The 22,635-nt window shown below is 40.2% G+C and carries 37 protein-coding genes; all 37 read right to left on the bottom strand.

Translation table 11 applies throughout. The annotated features are described in order from the left end of the window. Positions 1 to 13 precede the first annotated feature (13 nt). Positions 14 to 451, bottom strand: coding sequence for a 50S ribosomal protein L13 (gene rplM, locus CEQ83_RS00755; protein WP_013054958.1), 438 nt, complete (start codon positions 449 to 451; stop codon positions 14 to 16). 156 nt (positions 452 to 607) lie between these two features. Beyond that, entirely contained in the window at positions 608 to 1,348 is a 741-nt protein-coding gene (gene truA / locus CEQ83_RS00750; protein WP_013054957.1) for a tRNA pseudouridine(38-40) synthase TruA, read from the bottom strand. 18 nt (positions 1,349 to 1,366) lie between these two features. After that, positions 1,367 to 2,164, bottom strand: coding sequence for an energy-coupling factor transporter transmembrane component T family protein (locus CEQ83_RS00745; protein ID WP_028412724.1), 798 nt, complete (start codon positions 2,162 to 2,164; stop codon positions 1,367 to 1,369). Further along, positions 2,161 to 3,030, bottom strand: coding sequence for an energy-coupling factor ABC transporter ATP-binding protein (locus CEQ83_RS00740; protein WP_034263658.1), 870 nt, complete (start codon positions 3,028 to 3,030; stop codon positions 2,161 to 2,163). Before CEQ83_RS00740 ends, CEQ83_RS00745 begins: the two co-directional genes overlap by 4 nt. After that, positions 3,006 to 3,845, bottom strand: coding sequence for an energy-coupling factor ABC transporter ATP-binding protein (locus tag CEQ83_RS00735; RefSeq protein ID WP_013054954.1), 840 nt, complete (start codon positions 3,843 to 3,845; stop codon positions 3,006 to 3,008). The genes CEQ83_RS00740 and CEQ83_RS00735 overlap by 25 nt, the downstream gene beginning before the upstream one ends. 138 nt (positions 3,846 to 3,983) lie before the next feature. Beyond that, positions 3,984 to 4,346: a 50S ribosomal protein L17 gene (rplQ, locus tag CEQ83_RS00730; RefSeq protein ID WP_013054953.1), complete on the bottom strand. Its 363-nt coding sequence runs from the start codon at positions 4,344 to 4,346 to the stop codon at positions 3,984 to 3,986. A gap of 44 nt (positions 4,347 to 4,390) precedes the next feature. Then, the gene (locus CEQ83_RS00725; protein ID WP_013054952.1) at positions 4,391 to 5,335 is read right to left on the bottom strand and encodes a DNA-directed RNA polymerase subunit alpha; all 945 of its coding nucleotides are present in this window, start codon (positions 5,333 to 5,335) and stop codon (positions 4,391 to 4,393) included. A 180-nt stretch (positions 5,336 to 5,515) separates the two neighbouring features. After that, entirely contained in the window at positions 5,516 to 5,905 is a 390-nt protein-coding gene (gene rpsK, locus CEQ83_RS00720; protein ID WP_028412666.1) for a 30S ribosomal protein S11, read from the bottom strand. Between the two features lie 23 nt (positions 5,906 to 5,928). After that, complete coding sequence (gene rpsM, locus CEQ83_RS00715; RefSeq protein ID WP_013054950.1) at positions 5,929 to 6,294, bottom strand: 30S ribosomal protein S13; 366 nt, start codon at positions 6,292 to 6,294, stop codon at positions 5,929 to 5,931. A 24-nt stretch (positions 6,295 to 6,318) separates the two neighbouring features. After that, complete coding sequence (gene rpmJ, locus CEQ83_RS00710; protein ID WP_003156543.1) at positions 6,319 to 6,432, bottom strand: 50S ribosomal protein L36; 114 nt, start codon at positions 6,430 to 6,432, stop codon at positions 6,319 to 6,321. Positions 6,433 to 6,469: 37 nt separating this feature from the next. Further along, positions 6,470 to 6,688 (bottom strand): translation initiation factor IF-1, encoded by a 219-nt coding sequence (infA, locus tag CEQ83_RS00705; RefSeq protein ID WP_010285101.1) that lies wholly within the window; start codon positions 6,686 to 6,688, stop codon positions 6,470 to 6,472. Positions 6,689 to 6,923: 235 nt separating this feature from the next. Continuing rightward, positions 6,924 to 7,670, bottom strand: a complete 747-nt coding sequence (map, locus tag CEQ83_RS00700) for a type I methionyl aminopeptidase (RefSeq protein ID WP_028412665.1) — start codon at positions 7,668 to 7,670, stop codon at positions 6,924 to 6,926. Continuing rightward, complete coding sequence (locus tag CEQ83_RS00695) at positions 7,667 to 8,320, bottom strand: adenylate kinase (RefSeq protein WP_013054948.1); 654 nt, start codon at positions 8,318 to 8,320, stop codon at positions 7,667 to 7,669. Before CEQ83_RS00695 ends, map begins: the two co-directional genes overlap by 4 nt. A gap of 66 nt (positions 8,321 to 8,386) precedes the next feature. Further along, a complete protein-coding gene (gene secY / locus CEQ83_RS00690; protein WP_013054947.1) occupies positions 8,387 to 9,679 on the bottom strand; it encodes a preprotein translocase subunit SecY in 1,293 nt (430 codons plus the stop codon). Continuing rightward, entirely contained in the window at positions 9,679 to 10,119 is a 441-nt protein-coding gene (gene rplO / locus CEQ83_RS00685; RefSeq protein WP_013054946.1) for a 50S ribosomal protein L15, read from the bottom strand. The genes secY and rplO overlap by 1 nt, the downstream gene beginning before the upstream one ends. A gap of 33 nt (positions 10,120 to 10,152) precedes the next feature. After that, positions 10,153 to 10,335 (bottom strand): 50S ribosomal protein L30, encoded by a 183-nt coding sequence (rpmD, locus tag CEQ83_RS00680; protein WP_013054945.1) that lies wholly within the window; start codon positions 10,333 to 10,335, stop codon positions 10,153 to 10,155. A 14-nt stretch (positions 10,336 to 10,349) separates the two neighbouring features. After that, the gene (gene rpsE / locus CEQ83_RS00675; RefSeq protein ID WP_013054944.1) at positions 10,350 to 10,850 is read right to left on the bottom strand and encodes a 30S ribosomal protein S5; all 501 of its coding nucleotides are present in this window, start codon (positions 10,848 to 10,850) and stop codon (positions 10,350 to 10,352) included. A 20-nt stretch (positions 10,851 to 10,870) separates the two neighbouring features. Next, positions 10,871 to 11,233 (bottom strand): 50S ribosomal protein L18, encoded by a 363-nt coding sequence (rplR, locus tag CEQ83_RS00670; protein WP_013054943.1) that lies wholly within the window; start codon positions 11,231 to 11,233, stop codon positions 10,871 to 10,873. 32 nt (positions 11,234 to 11,265) lie between these two features. After that, entirely contained in the window at positions 11,266 to 11,805 is a 540-nt protein-coding gene (gene rplF, locus CEQ83_RS00665) for a 50S ribosomal protein L6 (protein WP_013054942.1), read from the bottom strand. Positions 11,806 to 11,835: 30 nt separating this feature from the next. Beyond that, positions 11,836 to 12,234, bottom strand: coding sequence for a 30S ribosomal protein S8 (gene rpsH, locus CEQ83_RS00660; protein WP_013054941.1), 399 nt, complete (start codon positions 12,232 to 12,234; stop codon positions 11,836 to 11,838). Positions 12,235 to 12,264: 30 nt separating this feature from the next. Beyond that, entirely contained in the window at positions 12,265 to 12,450 is a 186-nt protein-coding gene (locus CEQ83_RS00655) for a type Z 30S ribosomal protein S14 (protein ID WP_013054940.1), read from the bottom strand. 33 nt (positions 12,451 to 12,483) lie between these two features. Then, a complete protein-coding gene (rplE, locus tag CEQ83_RS00650; RefSeq protein WP_013054939.1) occupies positions 12,484 to 13,023 on the bottom strand; it encodes a 50S ribosomal protein L5 in 540 nt (179 codons plus the stop codon). 31 nt (positions 13,024 to 13,054) lie between these two features. Next, positions 13,055 to 13,366 (bottom strand): 50S ribosomal protein L24, encoded by a 312-nt coding sequence (rplX, locus tag CEQ83_RS00645; protein WP_013054938.1) that lies wholly within the window; start codon positions 13,364 to 13,366, stop codon positions 13,055 to 13,057. Positions 13,367 to 13,415: 49 nt separating this feature from the next. Further along, a complete protein-coding gene (gene rplN / locus CEQ83_RS00640; protein WP_013054937.1) occupies positions 13,416 to 13,784 on the bottom strand; it encodes a 50S ribosomal protein L14 in 369 nt (122 codons plus the stop codon). Positions 13,785 to 13,835: 51 nt separating this feature from the next. Next, complete coding sequence (gene rpsQ / locus CEQ83_RS00635; protein ID WP_013054936.1) at positions 13,836 to 14,099, bottom strand: 30S ribosomal protein S17; 264 nt, start codon at positions 14,097 to 14,099, stop codon at positions 13,836 to 13,838. Between the two features lie 25 nt (positions 14,100 to 14,124). After that, positions 14,125 to 14,325: a 50S ribosomal protein L29 gene (gene rpmC / locus CEQ83_RS00630; protein WP_013054935.1), complete on the bottom strand. Its 201-nt coding sequence runs from the start codon at positions 14,323 to 14,325 to the stop codon at positions 14,125 to 14,127. Continuing rightward, positions 14,315 to 14,749, bottom strand: a complete 435-nt coding sequence (gene rplP, locus CEQ83_RS00625; protein ID WP_013054934.1) for a 50S ribosomal protein L16 — start codon at positions 14,747 to 14,749, stop codon at positions 14,315 to 14,317. Before rplP ends, rpmC begins: the two co-directional genes overlap by 11 nt. Before the next feature lie 2 nt (positions 14,750 to 14,751). Then, positions 14,752 to 15,408 (bottom strand): 30S ribosomal protein S3, encoded by a 657-nt coding sequence (gene rpsC / locus CEQ83_RS00620; protein ID WP_013054933.1) that lies wholly within the window; start codon positions 15,406 to 15,408, stop codon positions 14,752 to 14,754. Between the two features lie 3 nt (positions 15,409 to 15,411). Beyond that, entirely contained in the window at positions 15,412 to 15,753 is a 342-nt protein-coding gene (gene rplV, locus CEQ83_RS00615; protein WP_013054932.1) for a 50S ribosomal protein L22, read from the bottom strand. Positions 15,754 to 15,772: 19 nt separating this feature from the next. After that, positions 15,773 to 16,051 carry a 30S ribosomal protein S19 gene (gene rpsS, locus CEQ83_RS00610; RefSeq protein WP_013054931.1) on the bottom strand — a complete coding sequence of 93 codons (279 nt, stop codon included), beginning with the start codon at positions 16,049 to 16,051 and terminating at the stop codon, positions 15,773 to 15,775. Between the two features lie 57 nt (positions 16,052 to 16,108). Next, positions 16,109 to 16,939, bottom strand: coding sequence for a 50S ribosomal protein L2 (gene rplB / locus CEQ83_RS00605; protein WP_013081374.1), 831 nt, complete (start codon positions 16,937 to 16,939; stop codon positions 16,109 to 16,111). 27 nt (positions 16,940 to 16,966) lie between these two features. Further along, positions 16,967 to 17,254, bottom strand: a complete 288-nt coding sequence (gene rplW / locus CEQ83_RS00600) for a 50S ribosomal protein L23 (protein ID WP_028412664.1) — start codon at positions 17,252 to 17,254, stop codon at positions 16,967 to 16,969. Then, the gene (gene rplD / locus CEQ83_RS00595) at positions 17,254 to 17,877 is read right to left on the bottom strand and encodes a 50S ribosomal protein L4 (RefSeq protein WP_013081372.1); all 624 of its coding nucleotides are present in this window, start codon (positions 17,875 to 17,877) and stop codon (positions 17,254 to 17,256) included. Before rplD ends, rplW begins: the two co-directional genes overlap by 1 nt. Before the next feature lie 28 nt (positions 17,878 to 17,905). Next, on the bottom strand, positions 17,906 to 18,535 hold the full coding sequence (rplC, locus tag CEQ83_RS00590) for a 50S ribosomal protein L3 (protein WP_013054927.1): 630 nt from the start codon (positions 18,533 to 18,535) through the stop codon (positions 17,906 to 17,908). Positions 18,536 to 18,576: 41 nt separating this feature from the next. Beyond that, a complete protein-coding gene (gene rpsJ, locus CEQ83_RS00585; RefSeq protein ID WP_013054926.1) occupies positions 18,577 to 18,885 on the bottom strand; it encodes a 30S ribosomal protein S10 in 309 nt (102 codons plus the stop codon). A 315-nt stretch (positions 18,886 to 19,200) separates the two neighbouring features. Then, positions 19,201 to 20,391, bottom strand: coding sequence for an elongation factor Tu (gene tuf / locus CEQ83_RS00580; RefSeq protein ID WP_013081371.1), 1,191 nt, complete (start codon positions 20,389 to 20,391; stop codon positions 19,201 to 19,203). Between the two features lie 116 nt (positions 20,392 to 20,507). Beyond that, positions 20,508 to 22,586: an elongation factor G gene (gene fusA / locus CEQ83_RS00575; protein WP_028412663.1), complete on the bottom strand. Its 2,079-nt coding sequence runs from the start codon at positions 22,584 to 22,586 to the stop codon at positions 20,508 to 20,510. Positions 22,587 to 22,635 lie beyond the last annotated feature (49 nt).

The following is a 22,635-nucleotide window of genomic DNA, read 5'->3' as shown; positions in this document are numbered from 1 at the left end:
CTCCTCTTATTAATTATCCGCGAAGTTCGTAAACTTCTGGTTTTTGTGCTTCATGTGGATGTGTTTCACCAGCATACACATGTAATTTTTTGAACATTTGACGGCCTAGGCTACCTTTTGGAAGCATGCCTTTGATTCCTAATTCAAGCATTTTCTCAGAGTAGTTAGTACGCATTTCTAATGCTGTACGTTGTTTCAAACCACCTGGGTGCATGCTGTGACGGTAATAAATTTTATCAGTTAATTTTTTACCTGTTAATTCGATTTTTGACGCATTGATAAGGATCACGTGATCACCAGTATCAACATGTGGTGTAAAAGTTGGTTTATGTTTACCGCGTAAGATTGATGCTACTTCACTTGCTAAACGACCTAAAGTTTTACCTTCAGCATCGACAACATACCATTTACGCTCTACTTCGTTTGCTTTCGCCATGAAAGTTGTACGCATGAGTTTCCCTCCTAATTTTCATCATCAATTATAAAATTATTTCAACCTTCTATTTCAACACGATTAATTTCCGGGGCTAACCGTGGGGTTAAAATACATACCATATGATATATTATATCTTTAAGCTACTAATGTCAAGAAAATGTTACACCAGGTTTAGTTGTCATAGAAAACGCGCCATAAATATAGTCCTTGCGAAGGCGCAGTTTTCCCTGCACGAGGACGTGATTTGCTTTCTAGAATATCTTTTATAGCATCTGGTTCAATACGGCCTTGTCCTACTTCTAAAAGCGTTCCAACAAGAATACGAACCATATTATACAGAAAGCCACTTCCAACGAATCTAAACACAAGCTGACTATTCTCTTCATACATATCAATCTTGTAAATCGTACGAATCTTATCTTCCACTTCTGTCCTCGCTGAACAAAAGCTTGTAAAGTCGTGTGTACCGAGTAAATATGTGATGGCTTTTTTCATTTTTGAGTAGTCTAATGGATAAGGGTAATGGTATGCATAAGAACGAGTGAAAGGATTTCGATCTTCGCCGCGCAAAATATGATAGCGATACTCTTTTGAAGTAACGTCATACCGGGCGTGAAAATGTGCATCAACTTCACATACATTCTTCATTACAATATCATCTGGTAGCATTGAATTCAATGCTTTTTTCCACTTATCACATGGAATATTTAGGTTTGTGTCAAAATGAATGACTTGCCCCTGTGCATGAACATTTGTGTCCGTTCGTCCAGAGGCGTAAATCGGAACTTTTTTGTTATGCATTTTCTCTAAAACGGCTTCAATCTCCAGTTGAACTGTTCGCTTATTGGGCTGAACTTGATAACCTGAAAAGTGTGTGCCGTCGTATGCAACTATACATTTTAAACGTTTCATCTTTTCACCAAACAATCTTTACGTTCTAATCAGCACTAAAACAACTGCTACTGCCAGCAGAAGTAAAAGCATAATTGTATCTATGCTTCCCCATTTTAATTGACGATACTTTGTACGCCCTTCTCCGCCTTTATATCCTCTTGCCTCCATGGCAATAGCTAGCTCTTCAGCACGCTTAAATGAACCTATAAATAAAGGAACAAGCAAAGGAACGACAGCTTTCAACCGATCCGTAACGGGACCGCTGCTAAAGTCCACTCCTCGTGCTGTCTGCGCTTTAATAATTTTATCTGTCTCTTCCATCAATGTAGGAATAAAGCGAAGAGAAATGGACATCATTAAAGCTAATTCATGAACAGGAAGCTTGAGCTTTTTAAATGGATTCAACAAGCTTTCCATTCCATCTGTTACTTCAATGGGCGTAGTCGTTAACGTTAGCATCGTCGTAATTAAAATTAAGAACAAGAAGCGCAAGGAAATTAAAACACCTTGAATAAGGCCGCCTTTATAGACAGAAAACCATCCCCATTCAAACAAAAGAGGACCTTCCTTCGTCATAAAAATGTGCAAAAGAAACGTGATGATAATAATAAATAGAACGGGCTTTAACCCTCTTAAAATAAAGGAAACGGGCACTTTACTCATGGCCACTATCACAAGGGTATACACACCTAAAAAAGCATAACCGATAGGGTTATTTGCTAAAAACACAATTAATACATACGCAAATACGAGAAGCAGCTTGGCCCGAGGATCCATTCGATGGACAACAGAATGACCCGGGACATACTTACCAATAATGATTGAGTTCATCATATTCGTTCACCTTGCTGCATAAGGTGCTGCACTTTCTCTACCACTTCAGAAAAGGTAATAACCGTATCCGATGCTTCAAGCTGAAATTTCTCTTGCAGCTTCAGCATAAAGCGAAGCGATTCTGGAACATCCAATCCATATTCTTTTAGCTGCGTATGCTGACCGAAAACTTCTCTAGGTGACCCTTTCATCGCAATCGTTCCTTTATTCATTACAATTAGCTCATCAGCGTACATAGCTGCATCTTCCATGCTGTGAGTCACGAGAATCGTCGTCAAGCCTTTTTCTTTATGAAGACGATAAATCATATTCATAATTTCTTGACGGCCTCTAGGGTCCAATCCAGCAGTTGGCTCATCTAAAATTAGCACATTAGGATTCATCGCTAGAATACCTGCTATCGCTACACGACGCATTTGTCCACCACTCAAATCAAAAGGAGATCTGGTGAGAATGTCTTCTGGCAACCCCACCAACTTGATAAGCTCTCGTGCTTTTTGCTTTGCTTCTTCTTCCGAAACGCCATAATTCATTGGTCCAAAAGCTATATCTTTTTCCACCGTTTCTTCAAAAAGCTGATGTTCTGGAAATTGAAACACCACGCCTACTTGCTGACGAATAGCTTTTAAATTCTTTTCTTTTCGATTGGCTTTAATGGTGCGCTCACCGATTTGAATTTCACCAGCAGTTGGCTTCAATAAGGCATTCAGATGCTGTATGATTGTTGATTTCCCAGAACCAGTATGGCCAATAACAGCCAAAAATGTACCTGATTGAATGCTTAAATTTAAGTCATGCAGAGCAATTCGTTCAAATGGTGTATTAACTTGATAACGATGCTCTACTTCTTTGAATATAATGTCCATAGTTCGTCCACCAAGTCCTCATCTGTTAAATGAATTTTTGATAAAGGAATTCCTACGGAAGCAAAACGATGGCTTAGTTTAACGGAAAACGGCAAGTCTAGTCCAATATCCGTTAACTTGGAACCTAATGCAAATACTTCGCGTGGAGTACCTGTTGCATAGATCTTCCCTTTGTTCATCACAACGACTCTGTCAGCCATTGCTACTTCATCTAAATCGTGGGTAATTGAAATAACCGTCAGTTGTTTTTCTTCTTTTAATTTTCTAACAGTTTCAAGTACTTCAGTTCGTCCAATAGGATCTAACATAGATGTTGCTTCATCTAGAATGATAACAGATGGCTGTACGGCAATTATACCCGCAATGGCCACACGCTGTTTTTGTCCACCTGATAGCTGATGAGGCTCTTGATCCAGAAAAGCACTCATATTGACCATTTCGATTGCTTCAGGTATACGTTTTTCCATAATCTCAAATGGAATCCCGTTGTTTTCAAGGCCAAACGCAATATCATCTTGAACGGTTGAGCCAACAAATTGATTATCTGGATTTTGAAACACCATTCCAATCTGCTTGCGCACATCCCATATTGTTTCTTCAGATAAAAGAGTATCGCCCACTCGAACCGTTCCTTTTTCAGGTAGCAAAAGGCCGTTTAGAATTCGTGCCAGCGTCGATTTACCAGATCCATTATGTCCAGCTATCGCTAACCATTCACCTTTATAAGCAGAGAGAGAAAGGTGATCTAATGTTAGGTCTGCTTCAGGATCGTATCGAAAGCATAAATCTTTTACCTCTAAAGACATTTCTTTCAACGCTATCTTCCTCTCAGCTTTTTCTATTGCAGCATTGCCTACATTGGTTTTTTACGCTATTTACCCGGTTTAAGGTATAAAAAAAGGGCAACGACTAGTTACACACTGTCTCGCCCTTTTCTATCTGTATTAAAAATATTAAACTAATTCAATGATAACCATTGGAGCACCGTCACCACGGCGAGGTCCAACTTTTAAGATACGAGTGTAACCGCCTTGGCGATCTTCGTAGCGAGTAGCGATATCGCTGAATAGTTTTTGTAAAGCGCTTTGACCAGCTTCTTCGTTAGCTACTTCATTACGGATGTAAGATGCAGCTTGACGACGAGCGTGTAGATCTCCACGTTTACCTAAAGTAATCATTTTTTCAACAGTTGAACGTAATTCTTTTGCACGAGCTTCAGTTGTCTCAATGCGTTCACTGATGATTAAATCAGTTGTTAAATCACGAAGAAGCGCCTTGCGTTGTGCGCTTGTACGACCTAATTTACGGTAAGACATGTGAGGTCCCCTCCTTTGTTAAGTAGTTAAACAGGTAGATATAATCAGTCGTCCTTACGTAGACCCAAACCTAATTCTTCAAGTTTAGCTTTAACTTCTTCTAAAGATTTACGGCCTAAGTTACGAACTTTCATCATATCTTCTTCTGTTTTATTAGCAAGCTCTTGTACAGTATTGATGCCTGCTCGTTTTAAGCAGTTGTAAGAACGAACAGATAAATCCAGTTCCTCGATCGTCATCTCTAGAACTTTTTCTTTCTGGTCTTCTTCTTTTTCTACCATGATCTCTGCTTTTTGAGCTTCATCTGTTAAGTTAACGAAGATATTTAAGTGTTCCGTTAGAATCTTTGCACCTAAAGCAACAGCTTTTTCTGGCTCGATGCTACCGTCAGTCCAAACATCCAACGTTAACTTATCGTAATTTGTCATTTGACCAACACGAGTATTTTCTACATAATACGATACGCGAGTAACAGGCGTATAGATTGAGTCAATTGGAAGTACACCAATTGGTTGGTCTTCACGCTTGTTAGCATCGGCAGGATTATAACCTCGACCTGTGCGAGCAGTAAGTCTCATACGGAAATGAGCATCTGACTCAAGTGTTGCAATATGAAGATCCGGATTTAGAACTTCGATATCACTGTCTGCTTGAATGTCAGCAGCCGTTACTGTACCAGGACCTTTAACATCGATCTCAAGTGTTTTCTCTTCATCAGAGTAAATCTTTAACGCTAACTTTTTAACGTTTAAAATGATGTTTGTTACATCTTCAACAACTCCAGGAACTGTTGAAAATTCATGTAATACACCTTCAATTTGAATAGATGTTACAGCTGCACCAGGGAGTGAGGATAATAGGATACGACGTAAGGAGTTACCCAAAGTAGTACCATATCCACGCTCAAGTGGTTCGACGACGAATTTACCGTACTTTCTATCATCGCTGATTTCTACCGTTTCGATTTTTGGCTTTTCAATCTCTATCAATATAAACCCTCCTTCAAAACGTCGAAACCTCGGCTAGACGGCTGATTTCTCAAATGCCTAACCGAAATTCCCTATTAGACAGTTCCCGAATGTGCACAACAAATGGAAAACATTTCGTTGCATGAATAAATTCTACACCATCATCATTATAGACAACGAAATAGAATCTATACATATTAATTATACACGACGACGTTTTGGTGGGCGGCATCCGTTGTGAGGTACAGGAGTAACATCTCTAATAGCTGTTACTTCTAAACCTGCAGCTTGAAGAGCACGGATAGCTGCTTCACGACCAGCACCAGGGCCTTTAACTGTAACTTCAAGAGTTTTCATTCCGTTATCCATAGAAACTTTTGCAGCAGCTTCAGCAGCCATTTGCGCAGCAAATGGAGTGGATTTACGAGAACCTCTGAAGCCAAGTGCGCCTGCACTAGACCAAGCAATCGCATTACCGTGAACATCTGTAATTGTTACAATAGTGTTGTTAAACGTTGAGCGAATATGAGCTACACCAGCTTCAATATTCTTTTTCACGCGACGTTTACGTGTATTAGTTTTACGTGCCATCTGTTAATGACCTCCCTTACTAATTATTTCTTCTTGTTCGCTACAGTACGGCGTGGGCCTTTACGTGTACGAGCATTGTTTTTACTGTTTTGACCACGAACTGGTAAACTACGACGGTGGCGGATACCACGGTATGAACCAATCTCAATTAAACGTTTGATGTTTAAAGAAACTTCACGACGAAGATCGCCTTCTACTTTATAGCTATCTAAAATATCACGAATTTTACCTAATTCTTCTTCTGTTAAGTCACGAACGCGAGTATCTTCAGAAACTCCAGCTTCAGCTAGAACTTTTTCAGCAGTTGGACGACCAATACCGAAAATGTATGTTAATGAAATTACTACACGCTTGTCACGAGGAATATCAACACCAGCAATACGTGCCATATGAATAGTGCACCTCCTTATTGATTAACCTTGTTTTTGTTTATGCTTAGGGTTTTCACAAATTACCATTACTTTACCTTTTCTACGGATAACTTTACATTTTTCGCAGATTGGTTTAACTGATGGTCTGACTTTCATGTTTCATACCTCCTTGATAGTACGGAGTGCATAGGTTTTATTTGAAACGGTACGTAATTCTACCGCGAGTTAAATCGTATGGTGACAATTCTACAGTTACTTTATCACCAGGTAAGATTCGAATGAAATGCATGCGAATTTTTCCTGATACGTGAGCAAGTACTGTATGACCATTTTCTAATTCTACCTTGAACATAGCGTTAGGTAAAGTCTCAGCAACTGTACCTTCAACTTCAATTACATCGTCTTTTGCCATTAAAGTGCTCTCCTTTCTTTGAAACAGTAACAAGCTATCATTAAACGACTTAAAAAGAACCTGTTCTGAACATCCGGAGATCGTAATCATTAAATTCAAGATGATTGACGCTAATATACATCTTTACCATTTTAACAGCAATTCAGACGAAAAACGATCATCGTGAATTTAGATAATTACTGTTTACTGTCCAGTGCATCTAGCGAGGAATGGATAGAGATAACATCCTTTAACATTACAATGCTGTCAGAATTTCATATCCCGTCTCAGTAATTGCAATAGTATGTTCGAAGTGCGCACACATTTTACCATCCACTGTCACAACTGTCCAGTTATCAGGTAATGTCTTTACATATCGCATACCAGCATTCACCATTGGCTCAACTGCCAATACCATGCCTGGACGTAGACGCGGTCCTTTATTCGGTGGACCATAATGAGGTACTTGCGGATCTTCATGTAAGTCTTTGCCGACACCATGGCCAACATATTCTCTTACAATCGAAAAGTTACGTGATTCTGCGTACTGTTGAATAGCATGTGAAATATTCGACAAACGCTCACCCGGCTTCGCTTCTGCTAATCCTTTGTAGAGAGATTGCTCAGTCACATCAAGCAGCTCTTGATTTTCTAATGAAATCTTTCCTACTCCATATGTCCAAGCTGAGTCACCATGATAGCCACCGAATTTAGCTCCGATGTCTAAACTGATGATATCCCCTTCATTAAGCTTGCGTTCTCCCGGAATACCATGAACTAATTCTTCATTCACAGAAGCACATACACTGCCGCGAAAACCATTATACCCTTTAAAAGACGGAATTGCATCATGTTGACGAATAAAATTTTCAGCAATTGCATCCAATTCTATAGTCGTAATACCTGGAACGATATGTTTTTTCAACTCTTGATGAGTTAAAGCCACGATTCGTCCAGCTTCACGCATGACCTCAATTTCCTCTGGTGTCTTGCAAATGATCATTGCTTAACCCCAGCAAGTAATTGACGAACATCCTCAAACACAATGTTAATATCTTGATTACCATTAATATTGCGTAGATAACCTTTTTCTTGATAAAAATCAAGTAGAGGTTGAGATTGTTTAACATTAACTGAAAGTCTAGTTGAAACCGTCTCAGCATTGTCATCTGCACGTTGATAAAGCTCTCCGCCACATTTGTCACAAACTCCTTCTTTCGCAGGAGGATTGAATACTAAGTGGTAAGTAGCTCCGCAATCTTTACAAATGCGGCGTCCAGTAAGACGCTCCATTAAAATGCTTTGATCTACATCAATATTAATCACATAATCAATTTGCTTGTTTAGTTCTTTTGTAATTGTTTCAAGAGCTTCTGCTTGGGCTACTGTTCTCGGGAAGCCATCAAGTAAAAAGCCGTTTTCACAATCTTGTTTGTTTAAACGCTCGCGCACAATTCCAATTGTTACTTCATCAGGAACAAGGTTACCTTGGTCCATAAATGATTTAGCTTTTAAACCTAGTTGCGTTCCTTCTTTAATTGCAGCTCGGAACATATCTCCTGTTGAGATATGAGGGATATCGTAATGCTCAACGATTTTTTCTGCTTGAGTACCTTTCCCAGCACCAGGAAGGCCCATTAACACTAAATTCATTTCTTGCTTCCCCCTCAGTATCTTATCCGTTTAATGGGAAAGCAGCCTGCCTCCCACTAAACAGCTTTACTTAATAAATCCCTTATAATGGCGTTTCACTAATTGACTCTCAAGTTGTTTCATTGTCTCAAGAGCTACACCGACAACAATTAACAAACTAGTACCGCCGATCTGAGCAGATGAGGGTAGGTTTGCAATTTTGATGAACAGAACCGGCAACACAGCAATTAACGCAAGGAATATCGAACCGATTAATGTCAGACGATATAACACTTTCGTTAAATAAGCTTGTGTGCTTTTACCAGGACGGATGCCTGGGATGTAGCCACCTTGCTTTTTCAAGTTCTCTGCTACTTGTTCAGGGTTAACTTGAACAAATGTATAGAAGTAACAAAAAGCAATGATTAACGCTACATACACTATCATACCAATTGGCTTAGTATAGTCAAATGTATTCTGAATCCACGTCGTTACATCATTTGGACCGAAAAATGATGCAATTGTTGGTGGTGTGATAATAAATGAAACTGCAAAGATAACAGGAATAACCCCAGCAGCATTTACTTTTAACGGTAAATGAGTGGATTGACCTCCAACAGGATTACGACCAGCTGAACCCTTTGCATATTGAATAGGAATTTTTCGTAGCGCTTGTTGGAAGTAAATAACCCCAACAATAATAGCTAAAACTGCAATCGCAATTAAAACTACCGTTACGATACGAATGAATAATTGATCCCCAACGTCTTCAAATTGCTGTGCATAAATTTGATTTAATGTTGTCGGAATACCAGCTGCAATCCCAGCAAAGATAATGATAGAAATACCATTACCTACGCCTTTTGCAGTAATCTGTTCTCCTAACCACATTAAGAAGGCAGTACCTGCCGTTAACACTGTAGCAATTAGAAGATACGTAGAAATTCCTGGATTAGCGATCAATTGTCCGCCCGAAATATTGTTGAATCCTATAGACATACCTAAAGCCTGGATAAATCCAAGCACAATTGTTCCATAACGAGTTACTTGAGCTAATTTACGGCGCCCAACATCTCCCTGCTTTGACCATTCTGTAAACTTAGGTACAACATCCATCTGCAATAATTGGACGATGATGGATGCTGTAATATAAGGCATAATGCCCATAGCAAGAATGGAAAAGTTTTTTAACGCGCCGCCGCCAAATGTATTCAGAACTCCGAATACATTTAACCCATCTTGCAATTTTAGTACATCCGTATTAACACTTGGTACAGGAATAAATGTACCAATTCGGAAGACAATTAACATTAACAAAGTGAAAAAGATTTTTTGTCTTATTTCACGCACGCGCATTAAATTGGAGATTGTTTGAAACATTAGATCACCTCAACTGTACCGCCAGCAGCTTCGATAGCTTCTTTAGCAGTTGAAGAGAATTTAGCAGCTTTAACAGTTAGCTTAGAGTTTAATGTACCGTTTCCTAGTACTTTAACGCCAGCTTTTGCTTTGCTTACTAAACCAGTTTCGATTAATAATTCTGGTGTTACTTCAGTTCCATCTTCAAAACGGTTAAGAGCTTCTAAATTAACGATCGCGTATTCTTTGCGATTGATATTAGTGAACCCACGTTTTGGAAGACGACGGAATAAAGGAGTTTGACCACCTTCGAAGCCAGGTCTTACGCCACCGCCAGAGCGAGCGTTTTGCCCTTTGTGACCTTTACCTGAAGTCTTTCCGTTACCTGAACCAGTACCACGACCTACACGGTTACGTACTTTACGTGAACCTTCAGCTGGTTTCAATTCATGAAGTTTCATTCCGGAGCACCTCCTTAGAGTGACAATTTATACTTATTGCTCTTTTACTGTAACAAGGTGAGCTACTTTGTTAATCATTCCGCGAATTGCAGGATTATCGTCTTGAACGACAGTTTGATTTAACTTACGTAGGCCAAGTGTACGAACAGTTACACGTTGATCTTCTGGACGACCAATTACGCTACGAGTAAGGGTAATTGCTAGTTTGTTTGCCATTCCATATCCCTCCCTTATCCTAACAGTTCTTCTACAGTCTTGCCACGTAGTTTTGCAACATCTTCAGCACGTTTTAGGTTAGCTAAACCGTTAAGAGTTGCACGTACCATGTTGATTGGAGTGTTTGAACCTAAAGATTTAGATAGAATATCACTTACTCCACCCAATTCTAGTACCGCACGAACTGGGCCACCAGCGATAACTCCTGTACCTTCAGAAGCAGGTTTTAAGAAAATTTGACCTGCACCAAATTGTCCAAGGATTTCGTGTGGAATAGTTGTACCAACCATAGGTACAGTAATTAAGTTTTTCTTCGCATCTTCAATTGCTTTACGGATTGCATCTGGTACCTCTTGTGCTTTACCAGTACCGAATCCAACGTGACCGTTTTTGTCACCAACTACAACTAATGCAGCGAAGCGGAAACGACGTCCACCTTTCACAACTTTAGCTACGCGGTTAACGGTAACAACACGTTCTTCAAGCTCTAATTTATTTGGATCAATACGACGCATGATTTTCCCTCCTTTTACAATTAGAATTGTAATCCAGCTTCACGAGCAGCGTCAGCTAATGCTTTAACACGGCCATGATATAAATAACCGCCACGGTCGAATACTACTTCGTTTACACCTTTTTCTACTGCGCGTTTAGCGACTAATTCGCCAACTTTGATAGCAGCTTCAGTGTTACCAGTGCTTTCTAAAGTCAGGTCTTTATCTAACGTTGAAGCACTTGCGATTGTTACTGAATTTAAATCGTCGATAACTTGTGCGTAAATATGTTGATTAGAACGGAACACGTTTAAACGCGGACGAGTTGCAGTTCCAGATAACTTCGCACGAACACGAGCATGTCTTTTTTTACGAACTTTGTTTTTATCAAGCTTCGTGATCATTTCGGGCACTCCTTTCTTTTACCTAACCGGCATTACTTCTTAGCAGTTTTACCTTCTTTACGACGTACATATTCGCCTTCGTAACGAATACCTTTACCTTTGTAAGGCTCTGGTGGACGAACGTCACGAATATTTGCAGCTAATGCACCTACGCGTTCTTTATCAATACCTTTAATAACGATCTTAGTTTGAGAAGGAACTTCGATTTCAATTCCTGTTTCAGGAGTAATCTCAACTGGGTGAGAGTATCCAACGCTCAATACTAATTTGCTACCAGATTTTTGTGCACGGTAACCTACACCGACTAATTCTAAACCACGTTCGAATCCTTTAGTAACACCTTCAACCATGTTACCTAAAAGGCTACGAGTAGTTCCATGAAGAGCGCGGTGCTCTTTATTGTCACTAGGACGATTAACAACTAATACGTTGTCTTCAACTTTAATTTCGATTTCAGGGTGGAATGTACGAGTTAATTCACCCTTTGGTCCTTTTACAGTTACAGTGTTGCTCTCGTTCGTAACTGTAACACCTGCTGGAAGTTCTAAAGGCTTTTTACCAACACGTGACATAGTTACACCTCCATTCACATTTAAAACTTATTACCAAACGTACGCTAATACTTCTCCACCAGTTTGCTTTTGACGAGCTTCTTTGTCAGTTAAAACACCTTGAGAAGTAGAAACGATTGCGATACCTAAACCGTTAAGTACACGTGGTACTTCGTTAGTTTTTGCATAAACACGTAGACCAGGTTTACTGATACGTTTTAAGCCTGTAATTACACGTTCGTTATTTGAACCGTATTTTAAGAAGATACGGATAATACCTTGTTTGTTGTCTTCGATGTATTCTACATCACGTACGAAACCCTCACGCTTAAGGATTTCTGCAATTTGCTTCTTAATGTTAGAAGCAGGAACTTCAATTTTCTCATGACGAACCATGTTCGCATTGCGGATACGAGTTAGTAAATCTGCAATAGGATCAGTCATTACCATATTAATTTACCTCCTTCCCAAACTTGGGTTTTACCAACTAGCTTTTTTAACACCAGGAATTTGACCTTTATAAGCAAGCTCACGGAAACAAATACGGCAAAGCTTGAATTTACGTAGTACTGAGTGTGGACGTCCACAACGTTCGCAACGTGTATACTCTTGTACTTGGAATTTTTGCTGGCGTTTTTGCTTCGCAATCATTGATTTTTTAGCCACATTTTCGCCTCCTCTGCTTAACGTTGGCAGTTATTACTTCTGGAATGGCATACCGAACTGAGTTAAAAGCTCACGAGCTTCTTCATCAGTGTTTGCTGTTGTAACAATAACGATATCCATACCACGAACTTTAGTTACTTTATCATAATCGATCTCTGGGAAGATCAATTGTTCTTTAACACCTAACGTGTAGTTTCCACGACCATCAAATGCTTTTTTAGATACACCACGGAAATCGCGCACACGTGGAAGTGATACTGATACTAATTTATCGAAGAATTCGTACATACGCTCGCCGCGTAAAGTAACTTTCGCACCGATTGGCATACCTTCACGAAGACGGAAACCAGCGATAGATTTTTTCGCACGAGTTACAACAGGTTTTTGACCAGTGATTTCAGCTAGTTCTTCAACAGCGTTATCTAAAGCTTTTGAGTTAGAAACAGCATCACCGATACCCATGTTGATTACGATCTTGTCGATTTTTGGCACTTGCATTACAGATTCATAATTAAACTTGCTAACTAGAGCAGGAGTAATCTCTTTTGTAAATTTCTCTTTAAGACGGTTCATGTGAACTAAACCTCCCTTCACATTTCATTAATTATTTATCTAAAGTTTCACCAGATTTTTTTGCTACACGTACCTTTTTGCCATCGATAACTTGGTACCCAACACGAGTTGGCTCACCAGATTTAGGATCCAACGGCATTACGTTTGATACGTGGATAGGTGCCTCTTGGCTAACGATTCCACCTTGTGGATTTACTTGAGAAGGTTTAGAGTGTTTTTTCACAACGTTCACGCCTTCAACAAGTACACGGTCTTTCTTTGGGAAAGCTGCAAGTACTTCACCTTGCTTACCTTTGTCTTTACCAGAGATAACCACTACTTTGTCGCCCTTTTTAACATGCATCCTATTCGCACCTCCTTAAAAGGCATTTTGTATTTGTTCTATATATCAATTAGATAACTTCTGGAGCCAATGATACGATCTTCATGAAGTTGTTATCACGTAATTCACGAGCAACTGGTCCGAAGATACGAGTACCACGTGGTCCTTTGTCGTCACGGATGATTACGCAAGCATTTTCGTCGAAACGGATGTAAGAACCGTCAGTACGGCGAACACCACTTTTTGTACGTACAACAACAGCTTTAACAACGTCACCTTTTTTAACAACGCCTCCTGGTGTTGCTTGTTTCACCGTACAAACGATAACATCACCAATGTTTGCTGTCTTACGACCTGAACCACCAAGTACTTTAATAGTAAGTACCTCACGTGCACCAGAGTTGTCTGCAACTTTTAAACGAGATTCTTGTTGAATCATGTACGAAACCTCCCTTCGGATGAATCATTCTTATCCGATCTATCTTAACTATTAGATGATAACAGCTTTTTCTACAACTTCTACTAGACGGAAACGTTTAGTAGCTGATAACGGACGAGTTTCCATGATCTTCACGATATCGCCTAGTTGAGCTGTATTGTTTTCATCGTGAGCTTTGAATTTCTTTGAGTATTTTACACGCTTGCCATAAAGCGAATGCTTTTTGTAAGTTTCAACAAGAACAGTAACAGTCTTATCCATTTTGTCAGAAACTACGCGGCCAGTGTAAACTTTACGTTGGTTGCGTTCACTCATTCTGAAAGCCTCCTCTCAGACTTAATTATTTATTAGCAGCAATCTCTCTTTCACGAACTACAGTTTTCATACGAGCGATCGATTTGCGCACTTCGCGAATACGAGTAGTATTCTCTAATTGTCCAGTCGCTAATTGGAAACGAAGGTTAAACAACTCTTCTTTTAAAGCCTTAACTTTTTGTTCAATTTCAGCAGTGGTAAGGTCACGAATTTCATTAGCTTTCATTAGAATCACCACCAATTTCTTCACGTTTTACAAACTTACATTTTACAGGTAGCTTGTGTGCAGCTAAACGTAAAGCTTCACGTGCAACCTCTTCAGATACACCTGAAATTTCAAACATTACTTTTCCAGGTTTAACAACTGCTACCCAACCTTCAGGAGCACCTTTACCAGAACCCATTCGGACTTCTAGAGGCTTAGCAGTATAAGGTTTAGAAGGGAAAATTTTAATCCATACTTTACCGCCACGTTTCATGTAACGAGTCATTGCGATACGAGCAGCTTCGATTTGACGGTTTGTAATCCAAGAAGCTTCAGTAGCTTGTAAACCGAATTCACCGAAATGTACTTCCGTACCACCTTTAGCGCGTCCACGCATTTTTCCGCGATGTTCGCGACGATATTTAACGCGTTTTGGTAATAACATAATTATTTTCCTCCTTCCTCAGTTTTCTTTTTAGTAGGAAGAACCTCTCCACGATAGATCCATACTTTCACACCAAGTTTACCATAAGTAGTATCTGCTTCAGCGTGAGCATAGTCAATATCAGCGCGAAGTGTATGAAGTGGAACTGTACCTTCACTGTAATATTCAGAACGAGCAATATCAGCTCCGCCTAAACGACCAGATACCATTGTTTTGATACCTTGTGCGCCAGCACGCATACTACGTTGGATAGCTTGCTTTTGAGCACGACGGAATGATACACGGTTCTCAAGTTGGCGAGCGATGTTTTCAGCTACTAGTTTAGCATCTAAATCTGCTCGTTTAATTTCAAGGATGTTAATGTGTACACGCTTGCCTGTTAATTGGTTAAGAGCTTTACGAAGTGATTCTACTTCAGTACCACCTTTACCAATTACCATACCAGGTTTTGCAGTGTGGATCGTTACGTTTAAGCGGTTAGCAGCGCGTTCGATTTCAACTTTAGAAACAGCTGCATCGTTTAAACGTTTAGCGATATATTCACGTACTTTTAAGTCTTCATGTAATAAGTCAGCGTAGTCTTTGCCAGCGAACCATCTTGATTCCCAATCACGGATGACACCGACGCGAAGACCGACCGGATTTACCTTTTGACCCATGAATTATCCCTCCTTCTTTTCTGATACCACGATTGTGATGTGGCTTGTGCGCTTGTTAATTTGGCTTGCACGTCCCATAGCGCGTGGACGGAAACGTTTTAAAGTTGGACCTTCGTTAACAAAAGCGTCAGTAATAACTAAATTGTTAGCGTCCATTTCATAATTGTGTTCTGCATTGGCAATAGCAGATTTTAATACTTTCTCAACGACTGGAGAAGCAGCCTTTGGCGTGTGAAGTAGCACTGCTAGCGCTTCACCCACTTGCTTACCTCGAATTAAATCTACAACTAAACGAACTTTACGAGGAGCAATACGTACTGTTCTCGCGACAGCTTTAGCTTGCATTTAAAAGCCTCCTCTCATATTAGCGTCTTGTTTTCTTATCATCACTTGCGTGACCTTTGTAAGTACGAGATGGTGCGAATTCACCAAGTTTGTGACCTACCATGTCTTCAGTAACATAAACTGGTACATGTTTACGACCGTCATATACAGCAATTGTATGACCAATGAACTGAGGGAAGATAGTTGAACGACGAGACCAAGTTTTTACTACTTGCTTGCTGTCAGTTTCGTTTAACTTCTCAATTTTGTTGATTAAATGGTCATCTACAAAAGGTCCTTTCTTTAAGCTGCGACCCATAAATGAACCTCCCTTCGTGATTGTCCTACGGTTCGTTTGAACCGTAGCTCAATCCCGTTATTTTTTACGACGACGAACGATAAATTTATCGGATTTGTTTTTCTTCTTACGAGTTTTGTAACCAAGTGTTGGTTTACCCCATGGACTCATTGGAGACTTACGTCCGATTGGAGAACGTCCTTCACCACCACCGTGTGGGTGATCGTTAGGGTTCATTACAGAACCACGTACAGTTGGACGAATACCTAACCAACGAGAACGACCGGCTTTACCGATGTTGATTAACTCGTGTTGTTCGTTACCAACTTGACCTACAGTTGCACGACAAGTTGCAAGGATCATGCGTACTTCACCAGAAGTTAAACGTACTAATACGTATTTACCTTCTTTACCAAGTACTTGAGCAGATGTACCTGCAGAACGAACTAATTGTCCACCTTTACCAGGTTTCAATTCGATGTTGTGTACTACTGTACCAACAGGGATGTTAGCTAAAGGAAGCGCGTTACCTACTTTAATGTCAGCTTCAGGACCTGACATAACTTCTAAACCTACTTTTAGGTTTTTAGGAGCAAGGATGTAACGTTTTTCACCATCAGCATAATGAATTAATGCGATGTTAGCTGAACGGTTTGGATCATATTCGATTGTAGCAACGCGTCCAGGTATTCCATCTTTATCGCGTTTAAAATCGATGATACGGTATTGACGCTTGTGCCCACCACCTTGGTGACGAACAGTCAATTTACCTTGGTTGTTACGACCACCTTTTCTCTTGACAGGTGCAAGTAACGATTTTTCTGGTTTGTCAGTAGTAATTTCAGCGAAATCAGAAACTGACATACCACGACGACCATTTGAGGTTGGTTTATACTTTTTAATCGCCATCTCAATTTCCCTCCTTCTCTAGTAATCTTAAGCTTCGAAGAATTCGATTTCGTTGCTCTCTTGAGTTAGTGTTACTACCGCTTTACGACGACGGTTAGTAAGACCACTGTAGCGACCTACACGCTTGAATTTACCTTTGTAGTTCATGATGTTTACTTTTTCAACTTTTACGTCAAAGATTTTTTCGATAGCATCTTTAACCTCAGTTTTATTAGCTTTTACATCAACATCAAACGTATATTTTTTCTCAGCCATTAAGTCTGTTGAACGTTCTGTAATTACGGGGCGCTTAATAATATCACGAGGATCTTTCATTATGCAAGCACCTCCTCTACTTTTTCAACTGCGTCTTTAGTGATTACAAGCTTATCATGGTTCATAACGTCTAATACGCTTAAACCATTAGCTGCAACAACTGTTACACCAGGAATATTACGTGCTGAAAGTGCAACATTTTCGTTAAGATCAGCAGTTACTACTAATGCTTTGCGTTCTACTGTTAGGTTTTTAAGAACTGCTACCATTTCTTTTGTTTTTGGAGCGTCAAAAGAAAGAGCTTCAAGAACAACGATGCTGTTATCTTGAGCTTTAGTTGATAATGCAGACTTAATTGCTAAACGACGAACTTTTTTAGGTAATTTGTAGCTATAGCTTCTTGGAACTGGACCAAATACTACGCCACCACCACGCCATTGTGGAGAACGGATAGATCCTTGACGAGCACGACCAGTACCTTTTTGACGCCATGGCTTACGGCCACCGCCTCTTACTTCAGAACGATTTTTAACTTTAGAAGTACCTTGACGTTGAGATGCGCGTTGCATTACGATCGCGTCGAAAAGTACTTTGTTGTTTGGTTCGATACCGAAAACGGCATCTTGAAGTTCGATCTCTCCAACGTTTTCACCGTTTTGGTTAAACAATGCTACTTTTGGCATTGGTTATTCCTCCTTTCTCGAAGAATTATTATTTAGATTTAACTGCAGATTTAACAGTAACTAGAGATTTTCTAGCTCCTGGCACGTTACCTTTTACTAATAAAAGATTGCGTTCTGCGTCAACTTTAACGATTGATAAGTTTTGCACAGTGATGCGCTCTCCACCCATGCGTCCTGGTAATAATTTACCTTTAAATACGCGGTTTGGAGCTACAGGACCCATTGAACCTGGGCGACGGTGGTAGCGAGAACCATGAGACATAGGTCCGCGAGATTGTCCGTGGCGTTTAATAGCACCTTGGAAACCTTTACCTTTTGAGATTCCTGTTACATCAATTACATCGCCTTCTGCGAAAATATCAACCTTGACTTCTTGACCAACTTCATATGCTGAAGCGTCCACACCGCGTAACTCACGGATGAAGCGCTTAGGAGCAGTATTAGCTTTAGTAGCATGTCCTTTTGCAGGTTTGTTAGATAGTTTTTCACGGATATCTTCGAAACCTAATTGGATTGCTTCGTAACCGTCTGTCTCAGCGTTTTTAACTTGAAGAACTACGTTAGCAGAAGCTTCAATTACTGTTACTGGGATCAAGTCACCATTTTCAGCAAATACTTGAGTCATACCGATCTTTCTTCCTAAGATTCCTTTGGCCATTAGTCACACCTCCTAAGTATCTTTTCATTCTTTATTTTAAATTAAAGTTTAATTTCGATATCTACACCAGATGGTAAGTCTAAACGCATTAATGAATCAACAGTTTGTGGTGTTGGATTCACGATATCAATTAAGCGTTTATGCGTGCGCATTTCGAACTGCTCACGAGAATCTTTATATTTGTGTACTGCACGTAGAATTGTATAAATTGATTTTTCAGTCGGTAATGGAATCGGACCAGATACAGCCGCACCAGAACGTTTTGCAGTTTCTACGATTTTCTCAGCAGATTGATCAAGAATTCTGTGATCATATGCTTTTAAACGAATGCGAATTTTTTCTTTTGCCATTATTTTCCCTCCTTTTTCGCCTATTTTACAATAGACATTCTCCGCGGAAATTTCCCCACACTCGCCATGGCAAAGCGGCCGGGTGTGTCGGCAACCTTCCGCATCATCGCAGTCAAAGACCAACATTTTTATTATACTAAAAATGGGTTCATATTGCAACAATAAAGTTAAAAAACTTTTTTATGTGTCGCACACTTTTTTCATTATATATAAAAGGAGATCATTTTGCAAGTGTAATAGTAAAAACTATCTTTACCTTTTATCACCAAATAAAAAAGGAGTAGGTTACCCTACTCCCTTTACTGAAACGAGAAATTACTCGCTGATTTTAGCTACAACGCCAGCGCCTACTGTACGTCCACCTTCACGGATTGAGAATTTAGTACCTTCTTCAATCGCGATTGGAGCGATAAGTTCAACAGTCATTTCGATGTTGTCGCCAGGCATTACCATTTCTACGCCTTCAGGTAAGTTACAAATACCAGTTACATCAGTTGTACGGAAGTAGAACTGTGGACGGTAGTTTGTGAAGAATGGAGTGTGACGTCCACCTTCGTCTTTAGAAAGAACGTATACTTCAGCAGTAAATTTAGTGTGTGGAGTGATTGAGCCTGGTTTAGCTAATACTTGTCCACGTTGGATTTCTTCACGTGCTACACCACGAAGTAAAGCACCGATGTTGTCGCCAGCTTCAGCATAGTCAAGAAGCTTACGGAACATTTCTACACCTGTTACAGTAGTAGATTTTGGCTCTTCAGTTAAACCGATGATGTCGATAACGTCACCAACTTTAACTTGTCCACGCTCTACACGACCTGTAGCAACTGTACCACGACCAGTGATTGAGAATACGTCCTCAACTGGCATCATGAATGGTTTTTCAGTGTCACGTTCTGGAGTTGGGATGTACTCATCAACAGCGTCCATAAGCTCGATGATTTTAGCTTCCCAATCAGCTTCGCCTTCAAGAGCTTTAAGAGCAGAACCTTTGATTACTGGTACATCGTCACCAGGGAAGTCGTATTCAGAAAGAAGGTCACGTACTTCCATTTCTACTAATTCAAGTAGCTCTTCGTCGTCTACCATGTCACATTTGTTTAAGAATACAACTAGGTAAGGTACACCTACTTGACGAGAAAGAAGGATGTGCTCACGAGTTTGTGGCATTGGACCATCAGCAGCAGATACTACTAAGATACCGCCATCCATTTGAGCAGCACCAGTGATCATGTTTTTAACATAGTCAGCATGTCCTGGGCAGTCAACGTGTGCATAGTGACGAGTGTCAGTTTCATACTCAACGTGTGCAGTTGAGATTGTGATTCCACGCTCGCGCTCTTCTGGAGCAGCGTCGATCATGTCGTAAGCCATTGCTGCACCTTTACCACTTTTCTTAGCAAGAACAGTAGTGATAGCAGCTGTTAAAGTTGTTTTACCATGGTCAACGTGACCAATTGTACCGATATTGGCATGTGTTTTTGAACGGTCGAATTTTTCCTTAGCCATTCGAAAATCCTCCTTAAAATTCATGTAGTTTATGTTTTATGAGGCCGTGAAAGGGAATGAGCTCCACTTTCACAGCGTACATAAGTAGTTATACTTCAATAAAGAGTGAAAATCAATTATTCACCTTTATTTTTTTTAATAATTTCTTCTGAAATTGATTTAGGAACTTCTTCGTAGTGATCGAAGTGCATAGAATATGTTCCGCGACCTTGAGTGTTTGAACGTAATGCAGTTGCATAACCAAACATTTCAGAAAGTGGAACGAATGCACGTACAACTTGAGCGTTACCGCGTGCTTCCATACCTTCTACACGTCCACGACGAGACGTAACGTCACCCATGATATCTCCTAAGTATTCGTCAGGGATAACAACTTCAACCTTCATCATTGGTTCAAGGATAGCTGGGTTACATTTTGATACTGCGTTTTTAAGAGCCATAGAAGCGGCAATTTTAAACGCCATCTCACTTGAGTCAACGTCATGGTAAGATCCATCAACTAAAGCAGCTTTGATATCGATTAATGGATAACCAGCAAGAACACCGTTTTGTAATGCATCTTCAAGACCAGCTTGAACTGCAGGGATGTATTCACGTGGAACTACACCACCAACGATTTTGTTCTCAAATTCAAAGCCTTTTCCTTCTTCGTTAGGTTCGAACTCAATCCAAACGTGACCGAATTGTCCACGACCACCAGATTGACGAGCGAATTTACCTTCAACTTTCGCACCAGCGCGGAAAGTTTCACGGTAAGCTACTTGAGGAGCACCAACGTTTGCTTCTACTTTGAATTCGCGACGCATACGGTCAACGATGATATCAAGGTGAAGCTCACCCATACCAGAGATGATGATTTGACCAGTCTCTGTATTAGTTTCCGCACGGAAAGTTGGATCTTCTTCTTGTAACTTTTGAAGAGCTGTCGTCATTTTATCTTGGTCAGCTTTTGATTTTGGCTCAACAGATAAAGAGATAACTGGCTCTGGGAATTCCATAGACTCAAGAATTACAAGACTCTTTTCGTCACATAGAGTATCACCAGTAGAAGTATCTTTTAATCCTACAGCTGCCGCGATATCTCCAGCGTATACTTCAGAAATCTCTTCACGAGAGTTAGCATGCATTTGTAGGATACGACCTACACGCTCACGCTTACCTTTTGTAGAGTTTTTGATGTATGAACCAGAGCTTAGTACACCAGAGTACACACGGAAGAACGTTAATTTACCAACATAAGGGTCCGTCATAACTTTGAACGCTAATGCTGAGAAAGGAGCGTTATCGCTAGACTCACGCGTAACTTCTTCTTCTGTGTCAGGTACGATACCTTGGATTGCTGGTACATCAACTGGAGATGGTAGGTAATCAATTACCGCATCTAGCATTAATTGTACACCTTTGTTTTTGAATGCTGAACCACAGATAACTGGGTAGAATTCAACGTCACAAGTACCTTTACGGATACCAGCTTTTAGTTCTTCAACTGTAAGCTCGCCTTCGTCTAAGTACTTCATCATTAATTCTTCGTCAAGTTCTGCAACAGCTTCTACTAGGCTTGCACGGTATTCTTCAGCTTGCTCTTTGTATTCCTCAGGAATTTCACGAGATTCTGAACGAGTACCTAAGTCATCTTCGTAGAAGTATGCTTTCATTTCCACAAGGTCAATGATTGCTTCGAAGTCATCTTCAGCACCGATTGGCAACTGAATTGGGTGAGCATTTGCACCTAAACGATCGTGGATCGTTTTTACAGAGTACAAGAAGTCAGCACCAATTTTGTCCATTTTGTTAACGAATACGACACGGGGAACACCGTACGTAGTCGCTTGACGCCATACTGTTTCTGTTTGAGGCTCAACACCAGATTGAGCATCAAGAACTGCCACAGCGCCATCAAGTACACGTAATGAACGCTCAACTTCAACAGTGAAGTCTACGTGTCCAGGAGTATCGATGATGTTAACGCGGTGACCTTTCCAAGAAGCAGTTGTCGCAGCAGACGTGATAGTGATACCACGTTCTTGCTCTTGCTCCATCCAGTCCATTTGTGAAGCTCCTTCATGAGTTTCACCAATTTTATGGATACGGCCAGTATAATAAAGAACACGCTCAGTTGTTGTTGTTTTACCAGCATCAATGTGAGCCATGATCCCAATATTACGAGTGTTTTCTAAGGAGAACTCTCTTGCCATCTTAGGTATTTCTCCTTCCATATTATAATTTGTTTTTTTAAAAGTTTCG

Origin of the sequence: Priestia megaterium (assembly GCF_009497655.1) — a bacterium.
In the GTDB taxonomy this organism is placed as follows: Bacteria; Bacillota; Bacilli; order Bacillales; family Bacillaceae_H; genus Priestia; species Priestia zanthoxyli.
The sequence above is the reverse complement of the archived record's forward strand: the minus strand, read 5'-3'. Positions and strand labels throughout refer to the sequence as shown.

Excerpts from the sequence above, each read along its gene's own strand:
- rplM (WP_013054958.1), bottom strand. The coding sequence starts at position 451 with ATGCGTACAACTTTCATGGCGAAAGCAAACGAAGTAGAGCGTAAATGG.
- truA (WP_013054957.1), bottom strand. The coding sequence starts at position 1,348 with ATGAAACGTTTAAAATGTATAGTTGCATACGACGGCACACACTTTTCA.
- CEQ83_RS00745 (WP_028412724.1), bottom strand. The coding sequence starts at position 2,164 with ATGATGAACTCAATCATTATTGGTAAGTATGTCCCGGGTCATTCTGTT.
- CEQ83_RS00740 (WP_034263658.1), bottom strand. The coding sequence starts at position 3,030 with ATGGACATTATATTCAAAGAAGTAGAGCATCGTTATCAAGTTAATACA.
- rplQ (WP_013054953.1), bottom strand. The coding sequence starts at position 4,346 with ATGTCTTACCGTAAATTAGGTCGTACAAGCGCACAACGCAAGGCGCTT.
- rpsK (WP_028412666.1), bottom strand. The coding sequence starts at position 5,905 with ATGGCACGTAAAACTAATACACGTAAACGTCGCGTGAAAAAGAATATT.
- rpsM (WP_013054950.1), bottom strand. The coding sequence starts at position 6,294 with ATGGCACGTATTGCTGGTGTTGATATTCCTCGTGACAAGCGTGTAGTA.
- rpmJ (WP_003156543.1), bottom strand. The coding sequence starts at position 6,432 with ATGAAAGTCAGACCATCAGTTAAACCAATCTGCGAAAAATGTAAAGTT.
- infA (WP_010285101.1), bottom strand. The coding sequence starts at position 6,688 with ATGGCAAAAGACGATGTAATTGAAGTTGAAGGTACAGTTGCTGAGACT.
- map (WP_028412665.1), bottom strand. The coding sequence starts at position 7,670 with ATGATCATTTGCAAGACACCAGAGGAAATTGAGGTCATGCGTGAAGCT.
- CEQ83_RS00695 (WP_013054948.1), bottom strand. The coding sequence starts at position 8,320 with ATGAATTTAGTGTTAATGGGCCTTCCTGGTGCTGGGAAAGGTACTCAA.
- secY (WP_013054947.1), bottom strand. The coding sequence starts at position 9,679 with ATGTTTCAAACAATCTCCAATTTAATGCGCGTGCGTGAAATAAGACAA.
- rplO (WP_013054946.1), bottom strand. The coding sequence starts at position 10,119 with ATGAAACTTCATGAATTGAAACCAGCTGAAGGTTCACGTAAAGTACGT.
- rpmD (WP_013054945.1), bottom strand. The coding sequence starts at position 10,335 with ATGGCAAACAAACTAGCAATTACCCTTACTCGTAGCGTAATTGGTCGT.
- rpsE (WP_013054944.1), bottom strand. The coding sequence starts at position 10,850 with ATGCGTCGTATTGATCCAAATAAATTAGAGCTTGAAGAACGTGTTGTT.
- rplR (WP_013054943.1), bottom strand. The coding sequence starts at position 11,233 with ATGATCACGAAGCTTGATAAAAACAAAGTTCGTAAAAAAAGACATGCT.
- rplF (WP_013054942.1), bottom strand. The coding sequence starts at position 11,805 with ATGTCACGTGTTGGTAAAAAGCCTTTAGAACTTCCAGCAGGTGTTACA.
- rpsH (WP_013054941.1), bottom strand. The coding sequence starts at position 12,234 with ATGGTAATGACTGATCCTATTGCAGATTTACTAACTCGTATCCGCAAT.
- rplE (WP_013054939.1), bottom strand. The coding sequence starts at position 13,023 with ATGAACCGTCTTAAAGAGAAATTTACAAAAGAGATTACTCCTGCTCTA.
- rplX (WP_013054938.1), bottom strand. The coding sequence starts at position 13,366 with ATGCATGTTAAAAAGGGCGACAAAGTAGTGGTTATCTCTGGTAAAGAC.
- rplN (WP_013054937.1), bottom strand. The coding sequence starts at position 13,784 with ATGATTCAACAAGAATCTCGTTTAAAAGTTGCAGACAACTCTGGTGCA.
- rpsQ (WP_013054936.1), bottom strand. The coding sequence starts at position 14,099 with ATGAGTGAACGCAACCAACGTAAAGTTTACACTGGCCGCGTAGTTTCT.
- rpmC (WP_013054935.1), bottom strand. The coding sequence starts at position 14,325 with ATGAAAGCTAATGAAATTCGTGACCTTACCACTGCTGAAATTGAACAA.
- rplP (WP_013054934.1), bottom strand. The coding sequence starts at position 14,749 with ATGTTATTACCAAAACGCGTTAAATATCGTCGCGAACATCGCGGAAAA.
- rpsC (WP_013054933.1), bottom strand. The coding sequence starts at position 15,408 with ATGGGTCAAAAGGTAAATCCGGTCGGTCTTCGCGTCGGTGTCATCCGT.
- rplV (WP_013054932.1), bottom strand. The coding sequence starts at position 15,753 with ATGCAAGCTAAAGCTGTCGCGAGAACAGTACGTATTGCTCCTCGTAAA.
- rpsS (WP_013054931.1), bottom strand. The coding sequence starts at position 16,051 with ATGGGTCGCAGCTTAAAGAAAGGACCTTTTGTAGATGACCATTTAATC.
- rplB (WP_013081374.1), bottom strand. The coding sequence starts at position 16,939 with ATGGCGATTAAAAAGTATAAACCAACCTCAAATGGTCGTCGTGGTATG.
- rplW (WP_028412664.1), bottom strand. The coding sequence starts at position 17,254 with ATGAAAGATCCTCGTGATATTATTAAGCGCCCCGTAATTACAGAACGT.
- rplD (WP_013081372.1), bottom strand. The coding sequence starts at position 17,877 with ATGCCAAAAGTAGCATTGTTTAACCAAAACGGTGAAAACGTTGGAGAG.
- rplC (WP_013054927.1), bottom strand. The coding sequence starts at position 18,535 with ATGGCCAAAGGAATCTTAGGAAGAAAGATCGGTATGACTCAAGTATTT.
- rpsJ (WP_013054926.1), bottom strand. The coding sequence starts at position 18,885 with ATGGCAAAAGAAAAAATTCGCATTCGTTTAAAAGCATATGATCACAGA.
- tuf (WP_013081371.1), bottom strand. The coding sequence starts at position 20,391 with ATGGCTAAGGAAAAATTCGACCGTTCAAAAACACATGCCAATATCGGT.
- fusA (WP_028412663.1), bottom strand. The coding sequence starts at position 22,586 with ATGGCAAGAGAGTTCTCCTTAGAAAACACTCGTAATATTGGGATCATG.